1 protein-coding gene is annotated in these 22,377 nt (G+C 72.2%); it reads left to right on the forward strand.

All coding sequences use genetic code 11. The features are described from left to right. Positions 1–278: 278 nt before the first annotated feature. Positions 279–22,331: a non-ribosomal peptide synthase/polyketide synthase gene (locus HCA44_RS18375; RefSeq protein ID WP_169650774.1), complete on the forward strand. Its 22,053-nt coding sequence runs from the start codon at positions 279–281 to the stop codon at positions 22,329–22,331. Positions 22,332–22,377 lie beyond the last annotated feature (46 nt).

The following is a 22,377-nucleotide window of genomic DNA, read 5'->3' on the forward strand; positions in this document are numbered from 1 at the left end:
TGTCCGGATCGCCGATTCTCGGGCGAGACCGATATTGCGTGATGCCGATTGTTCCAGCCCACCGTCCGGCGGGTCAGAGTTTTTCGCCGTTCTTTCTCGACTACGGCGAAAAGCGACGGAAAGTGCTCTAGGTTGAGAATTGGCGTCCGGAGCATCTGCCGGCATCACCCACGGCCGGTCCCGGTCGCGAAAGCCCCCGGCTCGGCACAGGACGACGACACGACGCGGCGTCGGGGCGCGCCGGCCACGGCCAGCAGCATCGTTCCCCGGAGAGATACATGTCGTTGCGAGATCGTCGCACTCTGCCCACAGATGCCTTCCCGCTCTCGTCCGCACAGCGGTCGATCTGGTTTGCCCAGCAACTCGCCCCCGACGTCCCGATCTGCATCGCCCAGTACGTCGATCTGCGAGGCGATCTCGACGTCGAACTGCTGCAGACCGTCGCACGCACTGCGGGCGGCGAGTTCCAGTCCGCCTTCCTCCGGGTCGTCGACGTCGACGGAGACCCACACCAGTTCGTCGACCCGTCGCTGGCGCGCGGACGCATCGAGGTCCTCGACTTCCGCGACGAACCGGAACCGATGCGGGCCGCAACCGACTGGATGCACGCCGACTACGCCCGGCCCGTGGACCTCGCCGCCGACCCGCTGGTGAACATGACCCTGCTGCGCGTCGCCGCCGACCGGTACCTCTGGTACACCCGCATCCACCACGTCGCGCTCGACGGCTACGCCGCGATGACGATGGTCAACCGCGTCGCCGAGCTGTACACGGCGGCGATCCGCGGCGACGAGCCGGCTCCGGCGCGTGCGGCGGATCTGCCGACCCTCTACGAGTGGGACCGCTCCTACCGCGACTCCGACCGCTACACGGCCGACCGCGACTACTGGCTCGGACGCGTCGCCGGCCTCGAGGACGGCAGCACCCTCGCCCGTCGCGACGGCCCCGCCCGCGCTCACGACGTGCTCCACGGTGCGGCACTGCCCGACGAGGTGGTCCGCACGCTCACCGGCGCCGGTGACGAACCGGGCTCCTCGGCGAGCGCTACCGTCGTCGCGGCCTTCGCCTGCTATCTCGCGCGAATGACCGGGCGCGAGGACGTCGTGGTCAACCTCCCGGTGTCCGCACGCACCACCGCGACGGTGCGCCGCTCGGGCGGCATGCTCGTCAACACTGCGCCGCTGCACCTGCACGTCGACCCGCACGACACCCGCGGCGAGCTGACTCGGCGCGTACTGCTCGAGCTGACCGGTGCGCTGCGGCACCAGCGTTACAGCCTCGAGGACCTCCGGCGGGAGAGCGGCGCCGCGGACGACCCGCACCGCTATTCGGGACCGATGATCAACGTGATGCTGTTCCGGCAGCAGATCGAACTCGGCGATCTGCGCGGCGAGTTCCACATCATGACCTCGGGTCCGGTCGAGGACCTGCTGGTCAACATCTATCAGAGCGGGAACCCGGCACACACCTTCGTCGACTTCCGTGGGAACCCGAACCGATACGACCTCGACGAACTCCGTGAGCACCACCGGCATTTCGTCGCACTGCTCGACGAGTTCGTCCATGCACCCGACGACGCCCGCATCGACCGGATCGATCCCGCCACCGTCGAACTCGGCAGACGTCGCACGCGCGCCGCCGCCGCTGCCGCATTCTGGGACGACATGCTCACCGACGCTCCCGACGCGCCGCGCCTGCCCCGCTCCGCCGCACCCGACCGTCCCGAATGCGACAGCACAGCAACGGAATTCGATATCGACCTGGCAGTCGATCCGACGGCACTCGCTGCGCTGGTCGACGACCCCGGACACGGCGCGGGCGACGCCCTGTTCGTCGCCGTGCACGCCGCCCTCACCGTCGTGGTGTCGCGACTGACCGCAACCACCGACACCGTCGTAGGCAGGCCGTCCGCCACGGCCGTCCTGCCGCTGCGTGTGCTCGTCGATCCTGCCGAACCGTTCGCCCGATACCTCGAACGGGTGGACGCCCTCGACCGCGCGGTGGCCGCGCACGCGGGCCTCACGACCGACGGTCCGGCAGCAGCAGCCGGACGCGCGGTGCCCGTCGTGCTCACCGAGACCGACCCGCCTGCGCACCTGAGCGCGCCACTCGTCCTGCACGTCACCGCCGACCCGGACCGGTTGCATGTGCGCGCCGTCCGCAGACCCGCCGACGTCGACGCCGCCACCGCGACCGACCTCGTCGACCGGCTCGCCCGGGTCCTGGCCGCCGTCCTCACCGATCCCCGGACCGCGGTCGGGGACCTGCCGGTGACCGGGCCGGACGAACCGCACGGCCTGCTGCCCGCCCGCGGCGGCGACCAGGTCCCCGCACGCACACTCGTGGAGCTGCTCACCGGCGCCGTGTCGAGCGCGCCCGATGCGCCTGCCGTCGCCTGCGAGGGCCGCGTACTGAGCTACCGCGAGCTCGACGACCGGTCGACCCGGCTCGCGCGGGTACTCCTCGACCTGGGCGCCGGACCCGAACGCTTCGTCGCGATCGCGCTCGGCCGCTCGATCGACTCGGTGGTGGCGACCTGGGCCGTCGCCAAGACCGGTGCCGCCTTCGTGCCCGTCGACCCGTCCTACCCCGCCGACCGGATCCGCTACATGCTCGGCGACTGCGGGGCGCTGGTGGGGATCACCGTCACCGGCACCGACCTGCCCGACACCGTCCCGTGGCTCGTGCTCGACGAGCCGACGACCGCTGCGCGGGTCGAGCAGGCCGAGGCGCGTCCCGTCACCGACACCGACCGCACCACGCCACTACGCGTCGACCACGTCGCCTACGTGATCTACACCTCCGGCTCGACCGGCAGGCCCAAGGGGGTCGTCGTTCCGCACCGTGGGCTCGCCGACCTGTTCGCGACCGTGCACGAGCGGCTCGCGCCGACAGCGCAGTCGCGGGTGTCGCAGTTCTCGTCGCCGAGCTTCGACGCGTCGATCTACGAGTACATGACCGCCTTCGGGAGCGGCGGCACCCTCGTGGTGATCCCGGCACACGTGTACGGGGGCCCGGAACTGGCGCGGCTGCTGCGCAGCGAACGGATCACGCACGCGTTCTCGACGCCGGGGGCGCTCGCATCCGTCGATCCGACCGGCGTCGACTGCGGGGCCGTCACCGTCGCGGGCGACGCGTGCACCCCCGAACTCGCCGCCCGGTGGGCACCGGGCAGGCGGATGATCAACGCCTACGGGCCGACCGAGACGACGATCGTCGTCAACATCGGCGAACCTCTCGTGCCGGGCGAGACCGTCACCATCGGCCGTCCTGTCCGTGGCGTCACCGAGACCGTCCTCGACGGCCGCCTGCATCCGGTCCCGCGCGTCGCGCCGGGGGAGCTGTACGTCGGCGGCCCGGGCGTCACCCGCGGCTACCTCGACCGTCCTGCGCTCACGGCGACCCGCTTCGTCGCCGACCCGTACGGCCCACCCGGCAGCCGCATGTACCGCACCGGCGACGTGGTCCGCTGGCACGGCGACACCATCGAATACGTCGGGCGCAGCGACTTCCAGGTGAAGGTGCGCGGCTTCCGTGTCGAGCTCGGCGAGATCGACACGGCGCTCACCGAACACGACACCGTCGCCTTCGCCGCGACGCTCGGGCGCACCGGCCCGGCCGGTGACCAGATCCTGGTGTCGTACGTGCTCGCCGACGCCGGCCGCACGCTCGACACGGCGGCCTTGCTCGAACACGTCCGCGACCGGTTGCCCGCCCACATGGTCCCCGCCGCGCTCGTGGAGATCGACGAGATCCCCCTGACCCCGGTCGGCAAGGTCGACCGCCGCGCCCTGCCTGCCCCCGTGTTCGCCGGTTCCGGTGGCCTCGAGCCCGTCGACGACCTGGAACACGCCGACGACCTGGAACACGCCGTCGCCGGGGTGTTCCGCGACCAGCTCGGCATCGACCGGGTCGGCCGCGACGACAGCTTCTTCGACCTCGGCGGCAACTCGCTGATCGCGACGCGGGTACTCGCCCGCGTCAACGCCGTCGCAGGCACCGATCTCGGTGTGCGGATCCTGTTCGACGCTCCGACCGTGCGCACTCTCACTGCTCGCCTGCGCGAGGCGGCGACCGGCTCCCGCCCCACCCTGCAGGCGCGTCCCCGGCCCGAGCACATCCCGGTGTCCGCAGCACAGCGGCGCCTGTGGTTCATCGACCAACTCGACCCGGCCTCCGCCGCCTACAACGTGCCCGCCGCGATCCGGTTGCGGGGGCGGCTGGACACCGCCGCGCTCGCGGCGGCCGTGCACGATGTCCTCGACCGGCACGAAGCGTTGCGCACCGTGTACCCGGCGACTCCGTCCGGACCGGTCCAACGGGTGCTGCCCGTCGACGCGCTTCGCGACCGGGACGTGCAGGCCTCGGCCTCGGCCGAGGCGATCAGCGCGGACGCCCTGCCCCACGCGATCAGCGCGTGCGTCGGTGCCGGCTTCGACGTGACCGCCGACCCGCCGGTACGCTTGCGCGTGTTCGAGATCGCCCCCGACGACCACGTGCTCGTCGTCGTGCTGCACCACATCGCCGCCGACGGAGCCTCGCTCGCACCGTTGGCCCGGGACCTGACGAGCGCCTACGACGCACGCGCCCGTGGTGAAACACCTTCCTGGACAGCACTTCCGGTGCAGTACATCGACTACTCACTGTGGTTCGACGAGCTGCTCGGCGACCCTCGTGACCCCGCCTCGCGCGCCGGCCGGCAACTCGACTACTGGCGCACCCGTCTCGCCGGCGCACCGGACCTGCTGTCGCTGCCGACGGACCGGCCGCGGCCACCGCAACAGTCCTTCCGCGGCGCGGGCGTCCCGATCGAGATCGGCCCCGAGCTGTATCGCCGGATCGAGGCCGTCGCGCACACGCACGGGACCACCGAGTTCATGGTCGTGCACGCAGCGCTCGTCGCGCTGCTCGGCAGGCTGTCGGGGGACCGCGACATCACGATCGGCACACCCGTGTCCGGCAGGGGCGAGAGCGCACTCGACGACCTCGTCGGCATGTTCGTCAACACCGTCGCCCTGCGCACCCACGTAGCGGCCGACGGCGGATTCGGCGCACTGCTCGCTCACGTCCGCGACGACGACATCGCCGCCTTCGCGCACGCCGACCTGCCGTTCGACGTGGTCGCCGACGAACTCGCACACGACCGCTCAGCCGCGTACTCGCCGCTGTTCCAGGTGATGCTCGCCTTCCAGAACACCGACCACGCCCATCTGGAACTTCCCGGCCTCGCCGTCGACATCGCCGAGGTCGACACCGGCACCACCAAGTTCGACCTTCACCTGCAGCTGGCGCAGACCGCGACCGGCGACGGCGCCACCGCATTGACCGGGACACTGTCGTACGCGACCGACCTGTTCGACTCCGCCACCGCCGCCACCCTCGCCGGCCGCTTCGTGCAGCTGCTCGACGCCGCGACCGCCGACCCCGACCGTCCCGTCGGGGATCTCGCACTGCTCACCGCCGACGAACGCACCCGGGTGCTGTACGAGTGGAATGCGCACGCAGCCCCGACCGTCCACGCGACCCTCGCCGACCTGTTCGCCACGCAGGCCGCGGCGACCCCGCATGCGCCCGCCGTCGTCGCGGACGGACGGAGCCTCGACTACGACGAGTTCGACGCGGCCACCAACCGGCTCGCCCGCGTCCTGCTCCGCCGCGGCGCCGGCCCCGACACCGTCGTCGGGCTCGCCGCCTCGCGTTCGCTCGAACTGCTCGTCGGGATGTACGCGATCGTCAAGGCAGGTGCCGCCTATCTACCGCTCGACCCCGACCACCCCGCCGACCGGACCCGGTACGTCCTCGACGACGCCCGGCCGCTGCTCGTGCTCACCACCAGCGCGGACGCGCACATGCTGCCCGACGACGTGCCCGCCCTGCGTCTCGACACGCTCGACACCGGAGCCGAATCCGCGGCCCCGCTCACTGCTGCCGAGCGCCCCGCACCCGGCCCGTACACGCTCGCCTACGTGCTCTACACGTCCGGCTCGACCGGCAGGCCGAAAGGTGTCGCCGTGCCGCACGGCGCGATCGTCAACCGGCTGCGCTGGATGCAGCACACGTACCCCATCGACGGTGCGGACACCGTGCTGCAGAAGACGCCCGCGACCTTCGACGTGTCGGTGTGGGAGTTCTTCTGGCCGCTGCAGACCGGCGCGCGGCTCGTCCTCGCCGCGCCCGGCGGACACCGTGACCCCGACTACCTGATCCGCGTCGTCGACGAGCAGCGCGTGAGCGTCGTGCACTTCGTCCCGTCGATGCTCGCGGTGTTCACCGAGGCGCTCGCCGCCGAATCCGGCCACGCCGCGTCGCTGCGCCTGGTGTTCGCGTCCGGCGAGGCGCTGCCCGCGCACACCGCCGCCGCCACCCGCACGGCACTGCCGCATGCCGCGCTGCACAACCTGTACGGCCCCACCGAGGCCGCCGTCGACGTCACCTCGTGGGCCACCACCGACCACGACGACGGCACCGTGCCGATCGGCAGCCCGGTGTGGAACACACGCGCCTACGTCCTCGACGCCCGCCTGCACCCGGTACCGCCCGGAGCGGTCGGCGAGTTGTACCTCGCCGGCATCCAACTGGCACGCGGTTACCGGGGGCGAACCGCCCTGACCGCCGAACGGTTCGTCGCCAATCCGTACGGCCTCGCAGGCGAACGCATGTACCGCACCGGTGACCTCGCGACCCGGCGGCCCGCCGACGGCGCACTGATCTACCTCGGGCGCACCGACTTCCAGGTCAAACTGCGCGGAGTGCGAGTCGAGCCGGGCGAGATCGAACACGCACTGCGCACCCACCCCGACGTCGCGCAGGCCGTCGTGCGCGTGCACCGCGGCGCCGACAACGTCCTCACCGGCTACGTCACCCCGCGCACCGGCGACTCCCTCGACACCGCCGACGTGCTCGCCCACCTGCACACCCTGCTGCCCGAGCACATGATCCCCGCGGCCCTGCTGACACTCGACCGACTCCCCGTCGGCCCGAACGGGAAACTGGACCGGGCCGCGCTGCCCGCCCCCGACCTCACCGACGGCGCCCCCGCCTACACGGCGCCGCGCACCCCCACCGAAGGCGCCGTCGCCGACGCCTTCGCCGACCTGCTCGACGTCCCCCGGGTCGGGGCCGACGACAGCTTCCTCGACCTCGGCGGCACCTCGCTGCTCGCGATGCGCCTCGCGGCCCGCCTGTCGACACTGCTCGGCACCGAGCTCGGCATCCGGGACCTGTTCGACCACCCGACCGTCGCCGACCTCGCCGAGCACCTCCAGCGCGGCGGCGCCCGCCGGCGGCCCGCGCTCGCCGCGCACCCGCGGCCCGAACACGTCCCGCTCTCGCCGGCCCAGCGACGCATGTGGTTCGTCAACCAGTTCGACACCACCTCACCCGCCTACAACATCGCCGTCGCGTTGAGACTGACCGGACGGCTCGACCTCGACGCCCTGCGCAACGCACTCGCCGACGTCGTCGCACGCCACGAAACGCTGCGCACGCGTTACCCGTTCGTCGACACCGAGCCGGTCCAGGCCGTCGTGCCCGCCGACGCCGCCGCACCCGCGACGTTCGCACTCGAGGCCCTCGACGGGCACGACAGCGACGGCGACCTCGCCGCGCGCATCGCCCGCACCACGACGACCGGATTCGACGTCGCCGGCGAGATCCCCACCCGCGTCCGGCTGTTCACCGATTCCGCCGACGAGCACACCCTCGTCCTGGTGGTGCACCACATCGCCGCGGACGGCTTCTCCCTCGGCCCGCTCGCGCGCGACGTGATGGCCGCCTACGCAGCGCGCCGCGACGGCCACGCCCCGGACCGGAAACCGCTGCCGGTGCAGTACGCCGACTACACGCTGTGGCAACACGCCCTGCTCGGCGACGAAGACGACCCGACCTCGCTCGCCGCCCGGCAACTCGCGTTCTGGCGGGATCGCCTGGCCGGCATCCCCGAACTGCTCGAGCTGCCACTCGACCGGCCGCGCCCGGCCCAGCGCACCGGCCGCGGCGCCCGGCTGCCGTTCACCCTCGACGCGCGGGCCCACCGCGCGCTCCTCGCCCTCGCCCGCAGGCACGACAGTTCGTTGTTCACCGTCGTGCACGCCGCGCTCGCGGTGTTGCTCGCCCGCGTGTCGTCGACCTCGGACATCGTCGTCGGCACCCCCGTCGCCGGACGCGGCGAGCAGGTTCTCGACGATCTGGTCGGCATGTTCGTCAACACCGTCGTGCTGCGTGCCCACGTCGACGAGCACGAGCCCTTCGACACGCTCCTCGCGCGGGTCCGCGACGACGACCTGTCCGCCTTCGACCACGCCGACCTGCCGTTCGAGCGGCTCGTCGAAGTGCTCGACCCGCCACGCTCCGCCGCATACTCGCCGTTGTTCCAGGTCCTGCTCGAATTCCAGGACACCGAACGCCCCGACGTCGCGCTCGGCGAGCTGACCGCGACCGTCGTCGACCTCGACACGACCCTGTCCCAGTACGACCTGCAGCTGTCGGTCGCCGAGACCGTCGACGACGACGGCGGACCCGGCGGGATCCGCGCGTCGTTCACCTACGCGACCGACCTGTTCGACCCCGAGACCGTCGCGTCGTTCGCCGACCGCCTCGCCCGCATCGTCGACGCCGTCTGCGGCCTCGACGAGGGCGCTGCGCCGTCACCGGTGATCGGCGCCATCGGCATCGTGACCCGAGACGAACTCACGGCGCTCGCGCCCGCCCGCGGCCTGCCCGCCGCCTCGCCGCAGTTGTGGCCCGAGATGCTCACCACGACCGCCGCGATCGTGCCGGACGCCGTCGCGCTGACCTTCCGCGGCACCACCATGACCTACCGGGAGCTCGACGAGTGGTCCGACCGCGTCGCGCACCTGCTCGTCGATCGGGGAATCGGACCGGAGGACGTCGTCGCGCTCGCCCTGGCCCGCTCCCTCGAATCGGTCTCCGCCGTCTGGGCCGTCACCAAGACCGGCGCGGCCTTCGTCCCGGTCGACCCCACCTACCCGGCCGAGCGGATCGACTACATGCTGACCGACTCGGGCGCCGTCCACGGGCTCACCACCACCGCACACCGCCCGAACCTGCCCGACACGGTGCCCTGGCTCGTCGTCGACGACCCCGCGACCGCGCGGCGCGTCGATGCCACACCCGCCGCGGCGGTCACCGACGCCGACCGGACGGCGCCGCTGCACTTCGACCACCCCGCATACCTGATCTACACGTCGGGCTCGACCGGCCGCCCGAAGGGAGTGGTGATCACCCACCGCGGCCTGACCAACCTCGGCGCCGAGGTGCGCGGGCACTTCCGCCTCACCCACGGGGCACGCGTGTCGCACCTCGCGTCCCCGAGCTTCGACGCGTCGATCTTCGAATACACCAAGGCGTTCTGTGCAGGCGCCACCCTGGTGATCGTGCCGCCCGAGGTGTACGGCGGCGACGAACTCGCCCGGCTGCTCCGCGACGAACACGTCACGCACGCATTCGTCACGCCGACCGCGCTCGCCTCCCTCGACCCGCGCGGGCTCGACGAGCTGCGCTCGCTCGTCGTCGCCGGCGAACCGTGCCCACCCGAGCTCGTCGCCCGCTGGGCGCCCGGGCGCAGCATGTTCAACGGTTACGGCCCCTCGGAAGCGACCATCGAAACCAGCGTCAGCCCCGCCCTCGAACCCGACCGGACGGTCACCGTCGGCGGACCCGCCCTCGGCTTCCACGAAGTCGTGCTCGACGACCGGATGCGCCCCGTCCCGATCGGCGTCGCGGGGGAGTTGTACGTCGCGGGCCCCGGCGTCGCGCGTGGCTACCACGACCGGCCCGGTCTCACGTCGGCACGGTTCGTCGCCGACCCGTTCGGCGACCCCGGAAAACGGATGTACCGCACCGGCGACGTGGTCCGTTGGCTCCGCGACGGCACGGTGGAATACCTCGGCCGCAGCGACTTCCAGGTCAAGGTCCGCGGTTTCCGCATCGAACTCGGCGAGATCGACGCTGCCGCAACGAGTCACGAAGCCGTCGCGTTCGCCCACACCACCGGGCACGCCGCGCCGTCCGGGGAGACCGTGCTCGTGTCGTACGTCCTCGCCGAGCCCGACCGCACCGTCGACCCCACCGACGTACGGACCCACCTCGCGACCCGGTTGCCCGCCCACATGGTGCCCGCCAGGGTGATCGTCCTCGACGAGATCCCCCTCACCCCGGTCGGCAAGTTCGACCGGCGCGCGCTGCCCGTTCCCGACCTGACCGACACCGGCCGCCGGTACCGGGCACCGTCGAACGATCTCGAACGCGTCGTCGCGGACGTCGTCGCCGAGATCCTCGGGCTCGAGCGCGTCGGCGCCGACGACAACTTCTTCGACATCGGCGGCAACTCGTTGCTCGCGACCCGCGTCGTCGCCCGACTCAACACCGCCCTCGGTACCGACGCCGCCGTCCGGGTCCTCTTCGACGCGCCCACCGTCGCCGCTCTCGCGGCGCACGTCTTCGACGACCACGGCGGCCACGGTCACCTCCCGCTCACCGCAGGCCCACGCCCCGAACGGCTCCCGCTCGCACCCGCGCAGCAACGCATGTGGTTCGTCAACCAGTTCGACACGGACTCGGCGGCCTACAACCTGCCGCTCGCGATCCGCCTCACCGGCCGCCTCGACACCACCGCCCTCGCCCGCGCCGTCCACGACGTGATCGACCGCCACGAGGCGTTGCGCACGTGGTATCCCGGCGACGAGCACGGGCCACGCCAGATCGTCACCGACGCGTCGCACGTGCCGGCCGCACTCGACCCCGAACCGGTCGACGCCGACGACCTCGCAGCCCGCGTCACCGCACTCGTCGCCGACGGCTTCGACGTCGCAGCCGACGTGCCGCTGCGGGCGGCACTGTTCTCGCTCGCACCCGACGAGCACGTCCTCGTCGTCGTGGTCCATCACATCGCGGCCGACGGTGCGTCGATGGCGCCGCTCGCCCGAGACCTCGTCGACGCCTACCTCGCCCGCACCCGCGACGACGGCCCGCAACGCCCACCGCTGCCGGTCCAGTACGCCGACTACACCCTGTGGCGGCGCGAACTCCTCGGCGACCTCGACGACCCCACCTCGCTCGCGGCAGGGCAACTCGACTACTGGCGCGAGGCCCTCGCCGACCTGCCGGAGGTACTGCCGCTGCCGACCGATCGTCCCCGGCCGCCACACCAGTCGTTCCGCGGCGCCGTCCATCGGTTCACCGTCGACGCCGCGCTGCACGGCCGGCTCACCGCGCTCGCGGCCGAGCACGGTGCCACCACCTTCATGGCCGTGCACGCCGCGCTGTCGGTGCTCCTCGCCCGGCTCTCCGGCCTCTCGGACATCGCGATCGGCACCCCCGTCGCCGGCCGGGGACATCGGGCCCTCGACGAACTGGTGGGCATGTTCGTCGACACCGTCGTGCTGCGCACCCCCGTCGACGGGGCCACGACCTTCGGCGAACACCTCGACCGCACCCGGGAGAGCGACCTGGCCGCGTTCGGCCACACCGAACTGCCGTTCGAGCGGCTCGTCGACGCACTCGCACCCGCCCGGGCGACCGACCATTCACCGCTCTTCCAGGTCGTGCTCGAATTCCACGACGCGCAGCGCACACATCTCGAACTCCCCGGGCTGACGATCGACGCCTTCGACGCCGACCCCGCCGTCGCCAAGTTCGACCTGCAACTCGGCGTCGCGGAGAACCCGCACGGGGAACTGGACTGCGCGTTCACCTACGCCACCGATCTCTTCGACGCGGCGACGGTCGAGTTGTTCGCCGACCGGCTGCAGCGGATCCTCGACGCCGCCACGACCGCACCGGGCCTGCCGGTCGGCGACATCGACCTGCTCGCCGACAGCGAACGGCCCGCCGCCCCCGCCGCGGCCCGCCCGCGCACCGAGGACACCCTGCCCGGCCTGTTCGCGCGCGGCGCCGCCGTCGACCCGGACGCCGTCGCGATCACGGCAGACGACGGCAGCTACACCTACCGGGAACTCTCCGCCCGCGTCCACCGACTCGCACGGCTGCTCGTCGACCGCGGCGCCCGCCCCGACGCACTCGTCGCGGTCGCCCTGCCCCGCGGACGTGACCTCGTCGCCACGCTGCTGGCCGTCCTCGACGCCGGGGCCGGCTACCTGCCGATCGACGTGTCCTACCCGCGTGAGCGTCTCGCCTACATGTTCGACGACGCGCAGCCCGTGTGCGTCGTCACCGCAGGGGAGCCCGCCACCGAACTGCCCGCCGCCGCACCCCCCACGGTGCGCCTCGACGACGAGGCGACCGCCGCGGCCCTCGCGGCACTGCCCGACACACCGCTCACCGACGACGACCGGCACGCCCCGCTGCACCCCGACAGCACCGCCTACGTCATCTACACCTCCGGCTCCACCGGGCGCCCCAAGGGGGTGACGGTGCCGCACCGCACCGTCGCCACCCTCGTGCACGACACCCGCGGGCGTTTCGGCTTCGACGAGCACGACGTGTGGACCCTCTTCCACTCGTACGCCTTCGACTTCTCCGTGTGGGAGATGTGGGGTGCGCTGGCACACGGCGGCCGCCTCGTCGTGGTCGGCTATCACACCGCACGCAACCCCGACGCCTTCCTCGACCTGCTCCGCTGCGAACAGGTCACCGTCCTCAACCAGACACCGACGGCCTTCGCGCAACTCACCGAGGCCGACCGCGTCGCGGGCGGGCCGCCGTTGTCGTTGCGGTGGACCGTCTTCGGCGGCGAAGCACTCGACCCCTCCCGACTCGACGGCTGGTACCGCCGCCACGACGACACCGCGCCCACCCTCGTCAACATGTACGGCATCACGGAAACGACGGTGCACGTGACGATGCTGCCGTTGCACCGCGCCCTCGCGGGCCGCACGGACGCGAGCCCGATCGGCGAACCCTTGCCCGCACTCGAACTGCACGTGCTCGACCCCCGACTGCACCCCGTCCCGCCCGGGGTGACCGGCGAGCTGTACGTCTCCGGCGACCAACTCACCCGCGGATACCTGCACAGGCCCGCACTCACCGCGACACGGTTCGTCGCCGACCCGCACGGCGTACCGGGACAGCGGCTGTACCGCACCGGCGACCTCGCGCGGCGGACCCGCACCGGCGGCATCGACTACCTCGGCCGCAGCGACTCCCAGGTCCAGCTGCGCGGATTCCGCGTCGAACTCGGCGAAATCGAAGCCGCGCTGCTGCGCAGCGACGGTGTCGCACGCGCGATCGCCGCCGTGCACCACGACGAGCACAGCGACACCGATCGGCTCGTCGCATACGTCGTGCCCGAAACCGGCACCCGCCTCGACCCCGACACGGTCCTCGCCGACGCCGCGACCGGGCTCGCCGCCTACATGGTGCCCGCGGCCCTCGTCGTCCTCGACACCCTGCCCGTGACGGCGAGCGGCAAACTCGACCGCCGCGCCCTGCCCGCACCCGACTTCGCGGCCCGCGCCACCACCACCCGTGCCCCCGCCACGGCAGGCGAGAGCACGCTGATCGACCTGTTCGCACACGTCCTCGGCGTCGACACCGTCGGCGTCGACGACTCGTTCTTCGCGCTCGGCGGCGACTCGATCATGTCCATCCAGCTCGTCGCACGCGCCAAGACGCTCGGGCTCGAACTGACCCCACGAGAGGTGTTCGAACACAAGACCCCAGCCGCGCTCGCGGCCGCCGCCGGACACACACCCGCTGCGCCCGAGCTGACCGAGCTGCCCGGTGGGCCACTCGGTGGCCTCCCCGCGACGCCGATCGTGCACTGGCTGCTCGCGCGCGGCGGCAACGTCGACCGCTACTCGCAGGCCGTGCTGCTGGCCGCACCCGCCGAGCTGACCGGCCCGGCGCTCGACGCGAGCCTGCAGGCGGTACTCGATCGCCACGACATGCTCCGCGCACGGCTCGTGCGGCCGGACGGGGCACACGACGTCACCCTGCACGTCGAGCCGCCCGGCACGGTGGCGGCCGACCGACTCGTCCGCCGCGTCCCGGTCACCAGCGTCGCCGACTCCGACGACTTCTTCGCCCTCGCCGCCACCGAACTCGATGCCGCCGCCGACCGCCTCGACCCCACCGCCGGAATCCTCGTGCAAGCCGTGTGGTTCGACCCGGCGGCCGACGCCGGTCGGCTACTGCTCGTGATCCACCACCTCGCCGTCGACGGCGTGTCGTGGCGCATCCTGGTCCCCGACCTCGCCGCCGCCTGGGCCGCGCACCACGACGCCTCCGCACCGCGCAGCGACGCACCGGACGACGAGCACGCTGCCCCGGAACCGTCGACGCTGCTACCCGCCGCCACGGGAACCTCGATGCGCCGCTGGGCCCACGCCCTCGCCGACAGCACCCGACGCGACGAACTCGACTGGTGGCGGGCCACTCTCGACGTCGACGAACCGGCGCTGGGGGACCGGCCGTTCGATCCCGCACGCGACACCACCGCGACCGTCGTCACCACCGCGACCGAGCTGCCCGCCGCGGTCACCGACACGCTGCTCACCACCGTGCCCGACCGCTTCCACGGCTCCGTCGATCACGCGCTGCTCACGGCCCTCGCGCTCGCCCTCACTGCGTGGCGCCGCGACCGCGGCGACGACACCCGCGTGGTGCTGCTCGCCGTCGAAGGGCCCGGCCGTGACACGACGATCGCCGACGGCGCCGACCTGTCGACCACCGTCGGCTGGTTCACCACGATCCACCCGCTACGGCTCGACCTCACCGGGATCGACCTCGACGACGCACTCGCGGGCGGGCCCGCCGCCGGACAAGCCGTCAAAGCCGTCAAGGAAAGCGGGGTCGCCGTCCCGGACCACGGCATCGGCTACGGGCTGCTCCGCTATCTCGACACCGACGCCTGCCGCGATCTCGCCGCACTCGCACAGCCACAGGTGAGCTTCAACTATCTGGGCAGGCCCACCGCAGGCACCCAGCACGGGGCCGACACCCCGTGGCTCCCCATCACCGGCTTCGACCGAGGCGGCGCGCAGGGCCCCGACACGGCGGCCGCCGCCGTACTCGACGTCAACGCGGTCACCGTCGACACCGACGACGGCCCCGCGCTGCGCGCACACTGGTCGTTCCCCGCCGCACTACTCGACGACACCGACGTCGCCACGCTCGCAACAGCATTCGGCACCGCCGCCGCCGCGCTCGCACGCCACGCCGACACTCCGCACGCCGGCGGCCTCACCCCCTCCGATCTGCCCCTCGTCCGTCTCGACCAGAACCGCATCGAACACCTCGAGCGCCGGTACGGACAACTCGACACCGTGTGGCCCGTCGCTCCACTGCAGTCCGGACTGCTCTTCCACGCGCTCGTCGCGGGGGACGCGGCCGACGCGTACATCGTGCAACTCGTCCTCGACGTCGACGGCCCCCTCGACACCGACCGGCTACGGCACGCCGTCGACCTCCTCCTCACCCGACACCCCACCCTGCGCGCCGCGTTCACCGACGACGGGCACGGCAACCCCGTCCAGGTGATCCCCACACACGTCGAGGTGCCGTTCGCGGCGACCGACGTCGCGGCCCGGACCGACCCCGAGTCGGCCGCCGCCGCGGTCCTCGACACCGCCCGCCGCACGCGCTTCGACACCGACCAGGCGCCACTGCTGCGCCTCGACGTCGTCCGCACCGCACCCGGACGGCACCGCATCGCCCTCACCAACCACCACCTGCTCCTCGACGGCTGGTCGACCCCCGTCCTCGTGCGTGAACTCCTCCTGGCCTACGCGACCGGCGACGACAGCGCCTTCGACCGCCCGCACGACTTCGGCACCTACCTCCGCTGGCTGGCCGACCGCGACGCCGACGCCTCCGTCGCCGCGTACCGCCACGCGCTCGGCGGACTCGACCAACCCACACTGCTCGCGCCGCACCACGAGACCCGCACCGCGACAGGCGCCTCCGTCGACCTCGACATCGACCTCGGCGATGCGCTGTCGGACCGTCTCGACACCGCCGCCGCGGCGCGCGGAGTCACCGTCAACACTCTCGTCCAGACCGCATGGGCGCTCGTGCTCGGCGCACTCACCGGCCGCACCGACGTCGTCTTCGGCGCCACCGTGTCCGGCCGACCGCCCGGCGTCGACGGCATCGAATCCATGATCGGCCTGTTCATCAACACCGTCCCCGTGCGCATCACGGTGCGCCCCGGAGACACCGTCGGCGCACTGCTCGAACGTGTGCAAGCCGAACAAGCCGCGCTGCTCGACCACCACCACGTCGACCTCGACACCCTCGCCCAGACAGTCGGTCCTGCCGCACAATTCGACACGCTCACCGTGTTCGAGTCGTACCCCGTCGACACCGCCGGACTCGACAGCGACACCGACATCGCCGGGCTGCGGGTCACCGGAATCGCCGGCCACGACGCCACGCACTACCCACTGAGCGTCGTCACCCACGCCGATCCCGCACTGCATCTGCGGCTCAAATACCTCACCGAGGTGTTCACCCGCGACGACGCCGGCGCCGTCGCCGACCGCATCGTCACCGCGCTGCACGCACTCACCGGCGACCCGGCCACCCGCGCCGACCGGATCGACCTCCTCACCGACGCCGAACGTCGCATCCTCACCCCGGTCTCCGGACCCGCAGGCGGATCGACCCGGACGCTGCCGGACCTGCTCACCGCCACCGCGGCCGCCCATCCCGATGCGATCGCCGTCACCGACCACACCCGCTCGCTGACCTACCGCGAACTCGACGAGCGGGCCAGCCGCCTCGCGCACCGCCTCGTCGCCGCGGGAGCCGGGCCCGAGCGATACGTCGCCCTCGGTGTCGATCGCTCCCTCGAGTCCGTCACCGCGATGTGGGCGATCGCCAAGAGCGGCGCAGCATTCGTCCCCGTCGACCCGCGCTACCCGGCCGAGCGCATCGAGTTCATGCTCACCGACTGCGGCGCCACCCTCGGCGTCACCACCGACGAGTACCGGGCAGGCCTACCGTCGTCCGTCCGCTGGCTCGACCTGCACGCACCCGACGCCGGGCAGCCCGCCCCCACCGGACACCGCCCGGTCGGGCTCGACCACGCGGCCTACGTCATCTACACCTCCGGGTCCACCGGCCGACCCAAAGGCGTCGTCACCACCCACCGCAGCCTGCACAACTTCGCGCTCGACCAGCAGACCCGCTTCCACGCCGGACCGGGCGCCCAGGTGATGCACTTGTCGTCACCGAGCTTCGACGCCTCGATCTTCGAGTACCTGCTCGCCTTCGCCTCGGGTGCCACACTCGTCGTCGTCCCACCCCACCTGTACGGCGGCACCGAACTCGGCCGCTTCCTCGCCGACACCGGAGTCACCCACGGCTTCATCACGCCCGCCGCCCTCGCCTCGCTCACACCCGACGACCTGACCACGCTCACCGACCTCGCCGTCGGCGGCGAAGCCTGGCCACCCGAACTCCTCGCCACCTGGGCCCCCGGCCGGCGCCTGGTGGACGCCTACGGGCCGACCGAGACGACGATCATGGCCGCGATCAGCCGTCCCCTCGACGTCGACGACGCCGTCACGCTCGGCCCGCCGATACGCGGCGCGCACGCCGTCGTCCTCGACACCGCGCTGCGGCCCGTCCCGCTCGGCGTCGCCGGTGAGCTCTACCTCGCGGGAACCGGACTCGCGCGGGGCTACCACGCCCGCCCCGACCTGACCGCGACGCGTTTCCTCCCGAACCCGTACGGCGAGCCGGGGGAGCGGATGTACCGCACGGGCGATGTGGTGCGGTGGATCGACGACGGCCACGGTCCGAAGCTCGAGTACGTGGGGCGCAGCGACTTCCAGGTCAAGGTGCGCGGCTTCCGCGTCGAACTCGGTGAGATCGACGCCGCCCTCACCACGCATCCCAGCGTCGCGTTCGCCGTCACCGTCGCGCACACCGCACCCTCGGGAGACACCGTCCTCGTCGCCCACTGCCACCCCGCGCCAGGGGCGACGATCGACCCGTCGGAGATGAAAACACATGTCGCCCAGAGCGTTCCGACACACATGGTGCCCACCGTCGTCACCGTGCTCGACGAGATCCCGCTGACACCCGTCGGCAAACTCGACCGTCGCGCACTCCCGGAACCCGACCTGAGCCGCACCTCGACCGGCCACCAGCCGCCCGCACCCGGACTCGAGATGATCGTCGCCGACCAACTCGCCGACGTGCTCGGGCTCGACCGGCTCTCCGCCACGGACAGCTTCTTCGACGTCGGCGGAAACTCGCTCGCCGCGACCCGCGCCGCCGCCCGGCTCGGCGAGAGTCTCGGCCGCGACATCGCCGTACGCAGCCTGTTCGAGCACCCCACCGTCCGCGCCCTCGCCGCGCACCTCGACAGCACCGGACCCGACGTTGCCGACACCGGCCCGACCCGCACCCGACGCCCCGAGCACATCCCGCTCTCACCCGCCCAGCGGCGCCTGTGGTTCGTCAACCAGTACGACCCCACCTCCGCCGCCTACAACATCCCCCTCGCCCTGCGCCTCGACGGACGATTCTCACCCGCCGCCTTCTCCAGCGCCCTCCGCGACGTCCTCGCGCGGCACGAAGCGCTGCGCACCGTGTACCCGGCAAGCGCCGACGGACCACGACAGCATGTGCTCGACCCCGCCGACACCCCACTCACCGTCGACACGGTCGCCGCAACCGAGGACACCGTCCTCGCCGCGGTCACCGACTTCGCCGGCACCGGATTCGACGTCACGGTCGACCCCCCGCTCCGCGCTCGCGTCCACACCCTCGGGCCGGACGAACACCTCGTCGTCCTGGTCGTGCACCACATCGCCGCCGACGGATCGTCGCTTGCCCCGCTCGCACGCGACCTCATGACCGCCTACGACGCCCGCGTGCGCGGCGACGCACCCACCTGGACACCACTCGACATCCAGTACGCGGACTACGCACTGTGGCAGCTCGACCGGCTCGGCGACCCCGCAGACCAGCATTCACGCGCCGCCGAGCAGACCCGGTTCTGGCGGGAAACGCTGAGTGCGCTACCCGACGTCCTCACCTTGCCCACCGACCGTCCGCGGCCCCCGCAACAGTCCTTCCGCGGCGACAGCGTGCGCTTCACCATCGACGGCGCACTGCACGCGCGGCTGCGCACCCTCGCCGCAGCCCACGACACCACCGTGTTCATGACCCTGCACGCCGCATTCGCGGCACTCCTCGCGCGACTGTCCGGCATGTCCGACATCGCGATCGGCACCCCAGTCGCCGGTCGCGGACATCGCGCGCTCGACGAGATGGTGGGCATGTTCGTCGACACCGTCGTGCTGCGCACCCCCGTCGACGGCGCCGCCACCTTCACCGACCTCCTCGGCGACGTCACGCGCCGCGACCTCGACGCGCTCGCCCACACCGACCTTCCCTTCGAGAACGTCGTCGAAGCCGTCGACCCCGCCCGTTCGACGGCACAGTCACCCCTGTTCCAGGTGTCGCTCGAATTCCAGAACCCCGTGGCCACCCGGCTCGACCTGCCCGACCTCACCGCGCGCGGCGTCCGCCTCGACCCCGCCGTATGCAACTTCGACCTCGAACTCCTCGTCGCCGACGGCACTCAGGACAGTGACCGCGCACAGGACAGTGACCGGACGCAGGACAGTGACAACCGCACCCTCGACGCCGCATTCGTGTACGCGACGGACCTGTTCGACCCCGCCACCGTCGCCTCGTTCGCCGACCGACTGCTCCAGCTGCTCGACGCCGTCGCCGCCACACCCGACATCCCGGTCGGCGACCTCGACCTGCTCACCACCGCAGAACACGATGCCCTCACGCCCGCAGCAGGCCCGACCGGCACCGCACCGCGAGTGTGGCCCGAGCTGCTCGACGACGCCGTCGCCACCAGTCCACACACCCCGGCCGTCGTCGACGCCGACCGAACCCTGACCTACGAGCAACTCGACACCGTCGCAACGACACTCGCACGATCGCTGCTCGACAACGGCGCCGGGCCCGACACCGTCGTCGCCCTCGCGGTACCCCGGTCGATCGAATCCGTCGCCGCCGTGTGGGCGGCCGTCCGCAGCGGCTCGCCGTTCGTGCCCGTCGACCCGACCTATCCACCCGAGCGGGTGGCGTTCATGCTCGCCGACAGCGAGGCGCGCATCGGCGTCACCACCCCCGACCACCGCGACTCGCTTCCCGACGACGTCGCCTGGCTCGTGATCGACCCCGGCACGGTCGACGCCCTCGGCGCCACGACACCGGCCCCACTCACCGACCACGACCGCCCCGTTCCCCGCCTCGACCACACCGCCTACCTCATCTACACCTCCGGGTCGACCGGCCGACCCAAAGGCGTCGCCGTCACGCATCGCGGGCTCGCCGACCTCGCAGCCGACGAACACGACCATCTCCGGGTACGACCCGACAGCAGGATCTCGCATCTCGCGTCCCCGAGCTTCGACGCGTCGATCTTCGAACACATGATGGCGCTGTGCGCAGGCGCGACCCTCGTCGTCGTGCCCCCCGGCGTGTACGGCGGCGACGACCTCGCCGACGTGCTGCGTACCCACCGGGTCACCCACAGCTTCATCACGCCGACCGCACTCGCCTCGCTCGCCCCGGACCGCGTGCCCGACCTGCGCGTGCTCCTCGTCGCCGGCGAAGCGTGCCCACCCGAACTCGTCACCCGCTGGGGCGGGAACCACCGCATGATCGACGCCTACGGGCCGACCGAGGCCACGATCATGACCTCGCTCACCGAGCCGCTCACCCCCGGCGACCACGTCACCATCGGCCACCCCTCCCGAGGCGACCACGCGCTCGTCCTCGACGAACGGCTCCGTCCCGTCCCGTTCGGCGTCGCCGGCGAACTGTACGTCGCGGGCGGCGGACTCGCGCGTGGCTACCACGCCCGACCGGACCTGACCGCAGGACGCTTCGTCGCGAACCCACACGGCGAGCCGGGGGAGCGGATGTACCGCACGGGCGATGTGGTGCGGTGGATCGACGACGAGAGCGGACCGCAACTCGAGTACGTGGGGCGCAGCGACTTCCAGGTCAAGGTGCGCGGCTTCCGTATCGAACTCGGCGAGATCGACGACACCCTCACCCGCCACCCCGACATCGGATTCGCGCACACACTCGGTCACACCGCCCCCTCCGGGGAAACCGTCCTCGTCTCCTACGTCCACGGCGACACGGACGACGCCCCGGACCCGGCCGCTCTACGCCGTCACGTCGCAGAGCGACTGCCCGCGCACATGGTGCCCGCCGTCGTCACCGTGCTCGACGAGATACCCCTCACGCCCGCAGGAAAACTCGACCGCCGCGCCCTGCCCGCACCCGACTTCGGCAGCCGCACCGAATCCCACCGCGCACCCGCGACCGACCTCGAACGCGTCGTCGCCGAGACCTTCGCCACCCACCTCGGCATCGCCACCGTGTCCGCCGACGACGACTTCTTCGACCTCGGCGGCAGCTCACTGCTCGCCACCCGGCTCGCACCAGACCTCGCGCAACGGCTCGGCCGACCGGTCGCGATGCAGGCCCTCTTCACCCATCCGACGGTCGCCGGCCTCGCCGAGCACCTCGCGGCGGGCGACACCGGCGAGACCTTCGACGACGCGCTGCGGGTCCTCGTCCCGCTGCGCAACGGTGACTCGCCACCGCTGTTCTGCGTGCACCCCGCCGCAGGCCTCGCCTGGGGATACGTCGCCCTCGCCCGCCGACTCCGCAGCGGACGCCCCCTGTACGGCCTGCAACTGCCCACCATCGGGAGCGGAGAACCGGTCGACACGATCGACGCCCTCGCGCGCCGCTACGCCGCCGAGATCCGGCGCGTCCAACCGCGCGGGCCCTATCACCTGCTCGGCTGGTCCCTCGGCGGAATAGTCGCGCACGCCACCGCCGTCGAACTCCAACGCGAAGGCGAGAAGGTCGAAACCCTCGCCCTCCTCGACACCCACCTGCAGGTGCCCGCGGGCAGCGCCCCCACCGTCAAGGACCTGCTCCGAGACCTCGGTGTGTCGGTCAACGGCGGACCCGACCCCAGCTACGACGACGCCCTCGAACTGCTCGGCCGCACCTTCGGTGCCGCGACCGGACTGACACCGCACCACCTCGAACGCGTGCACGCCGGAGCCACCGCAGCCGCCGAAGCCGCACGGCGGCACACACCGGCCGTCTTCCACGGGGACGTCCTGTTCTTCGCCGCCGCGCACTCGACGTCGTCCGTACCCCCGGTCGCTGCGTGGCACGACGTCGTGGACGGCGGCATCCACCAGTACCGGGTGCCGTGCGCACACCATCAGATGCTCTCCCCGGAGTCGACCGACGTCATCGCCCGCGAACTCGACGCCCGGTTCGCGGCGCACCCCGCATCGAACACCTCGCTCGACAGCCACCTCCCGTCTAGTGTGTGACCCGCGACACAACGATGCGTCGCGCGTCGCGGCCTCGACGGCCCCG

Origin of the sequence: Rhodococcus sp. HNM0569 (assembly GCF_012726205.1) — a bacterium.
Lineage (GTDB): Bacteria > Actinomycetota > Actinomycetes > Mycobacteriales > Mycobacteriaceae > Rhodococcus_F.

Excerpts from the sequence above, each read along its gene's own strand:
- HCA44_RS18375 (WP_169650774.1), top strand. The coding sequence starts at position 279 with ATGTCGTTGCGAGATCGTCGCACTCTGCCCACAGATGCCTTCCCGCTC.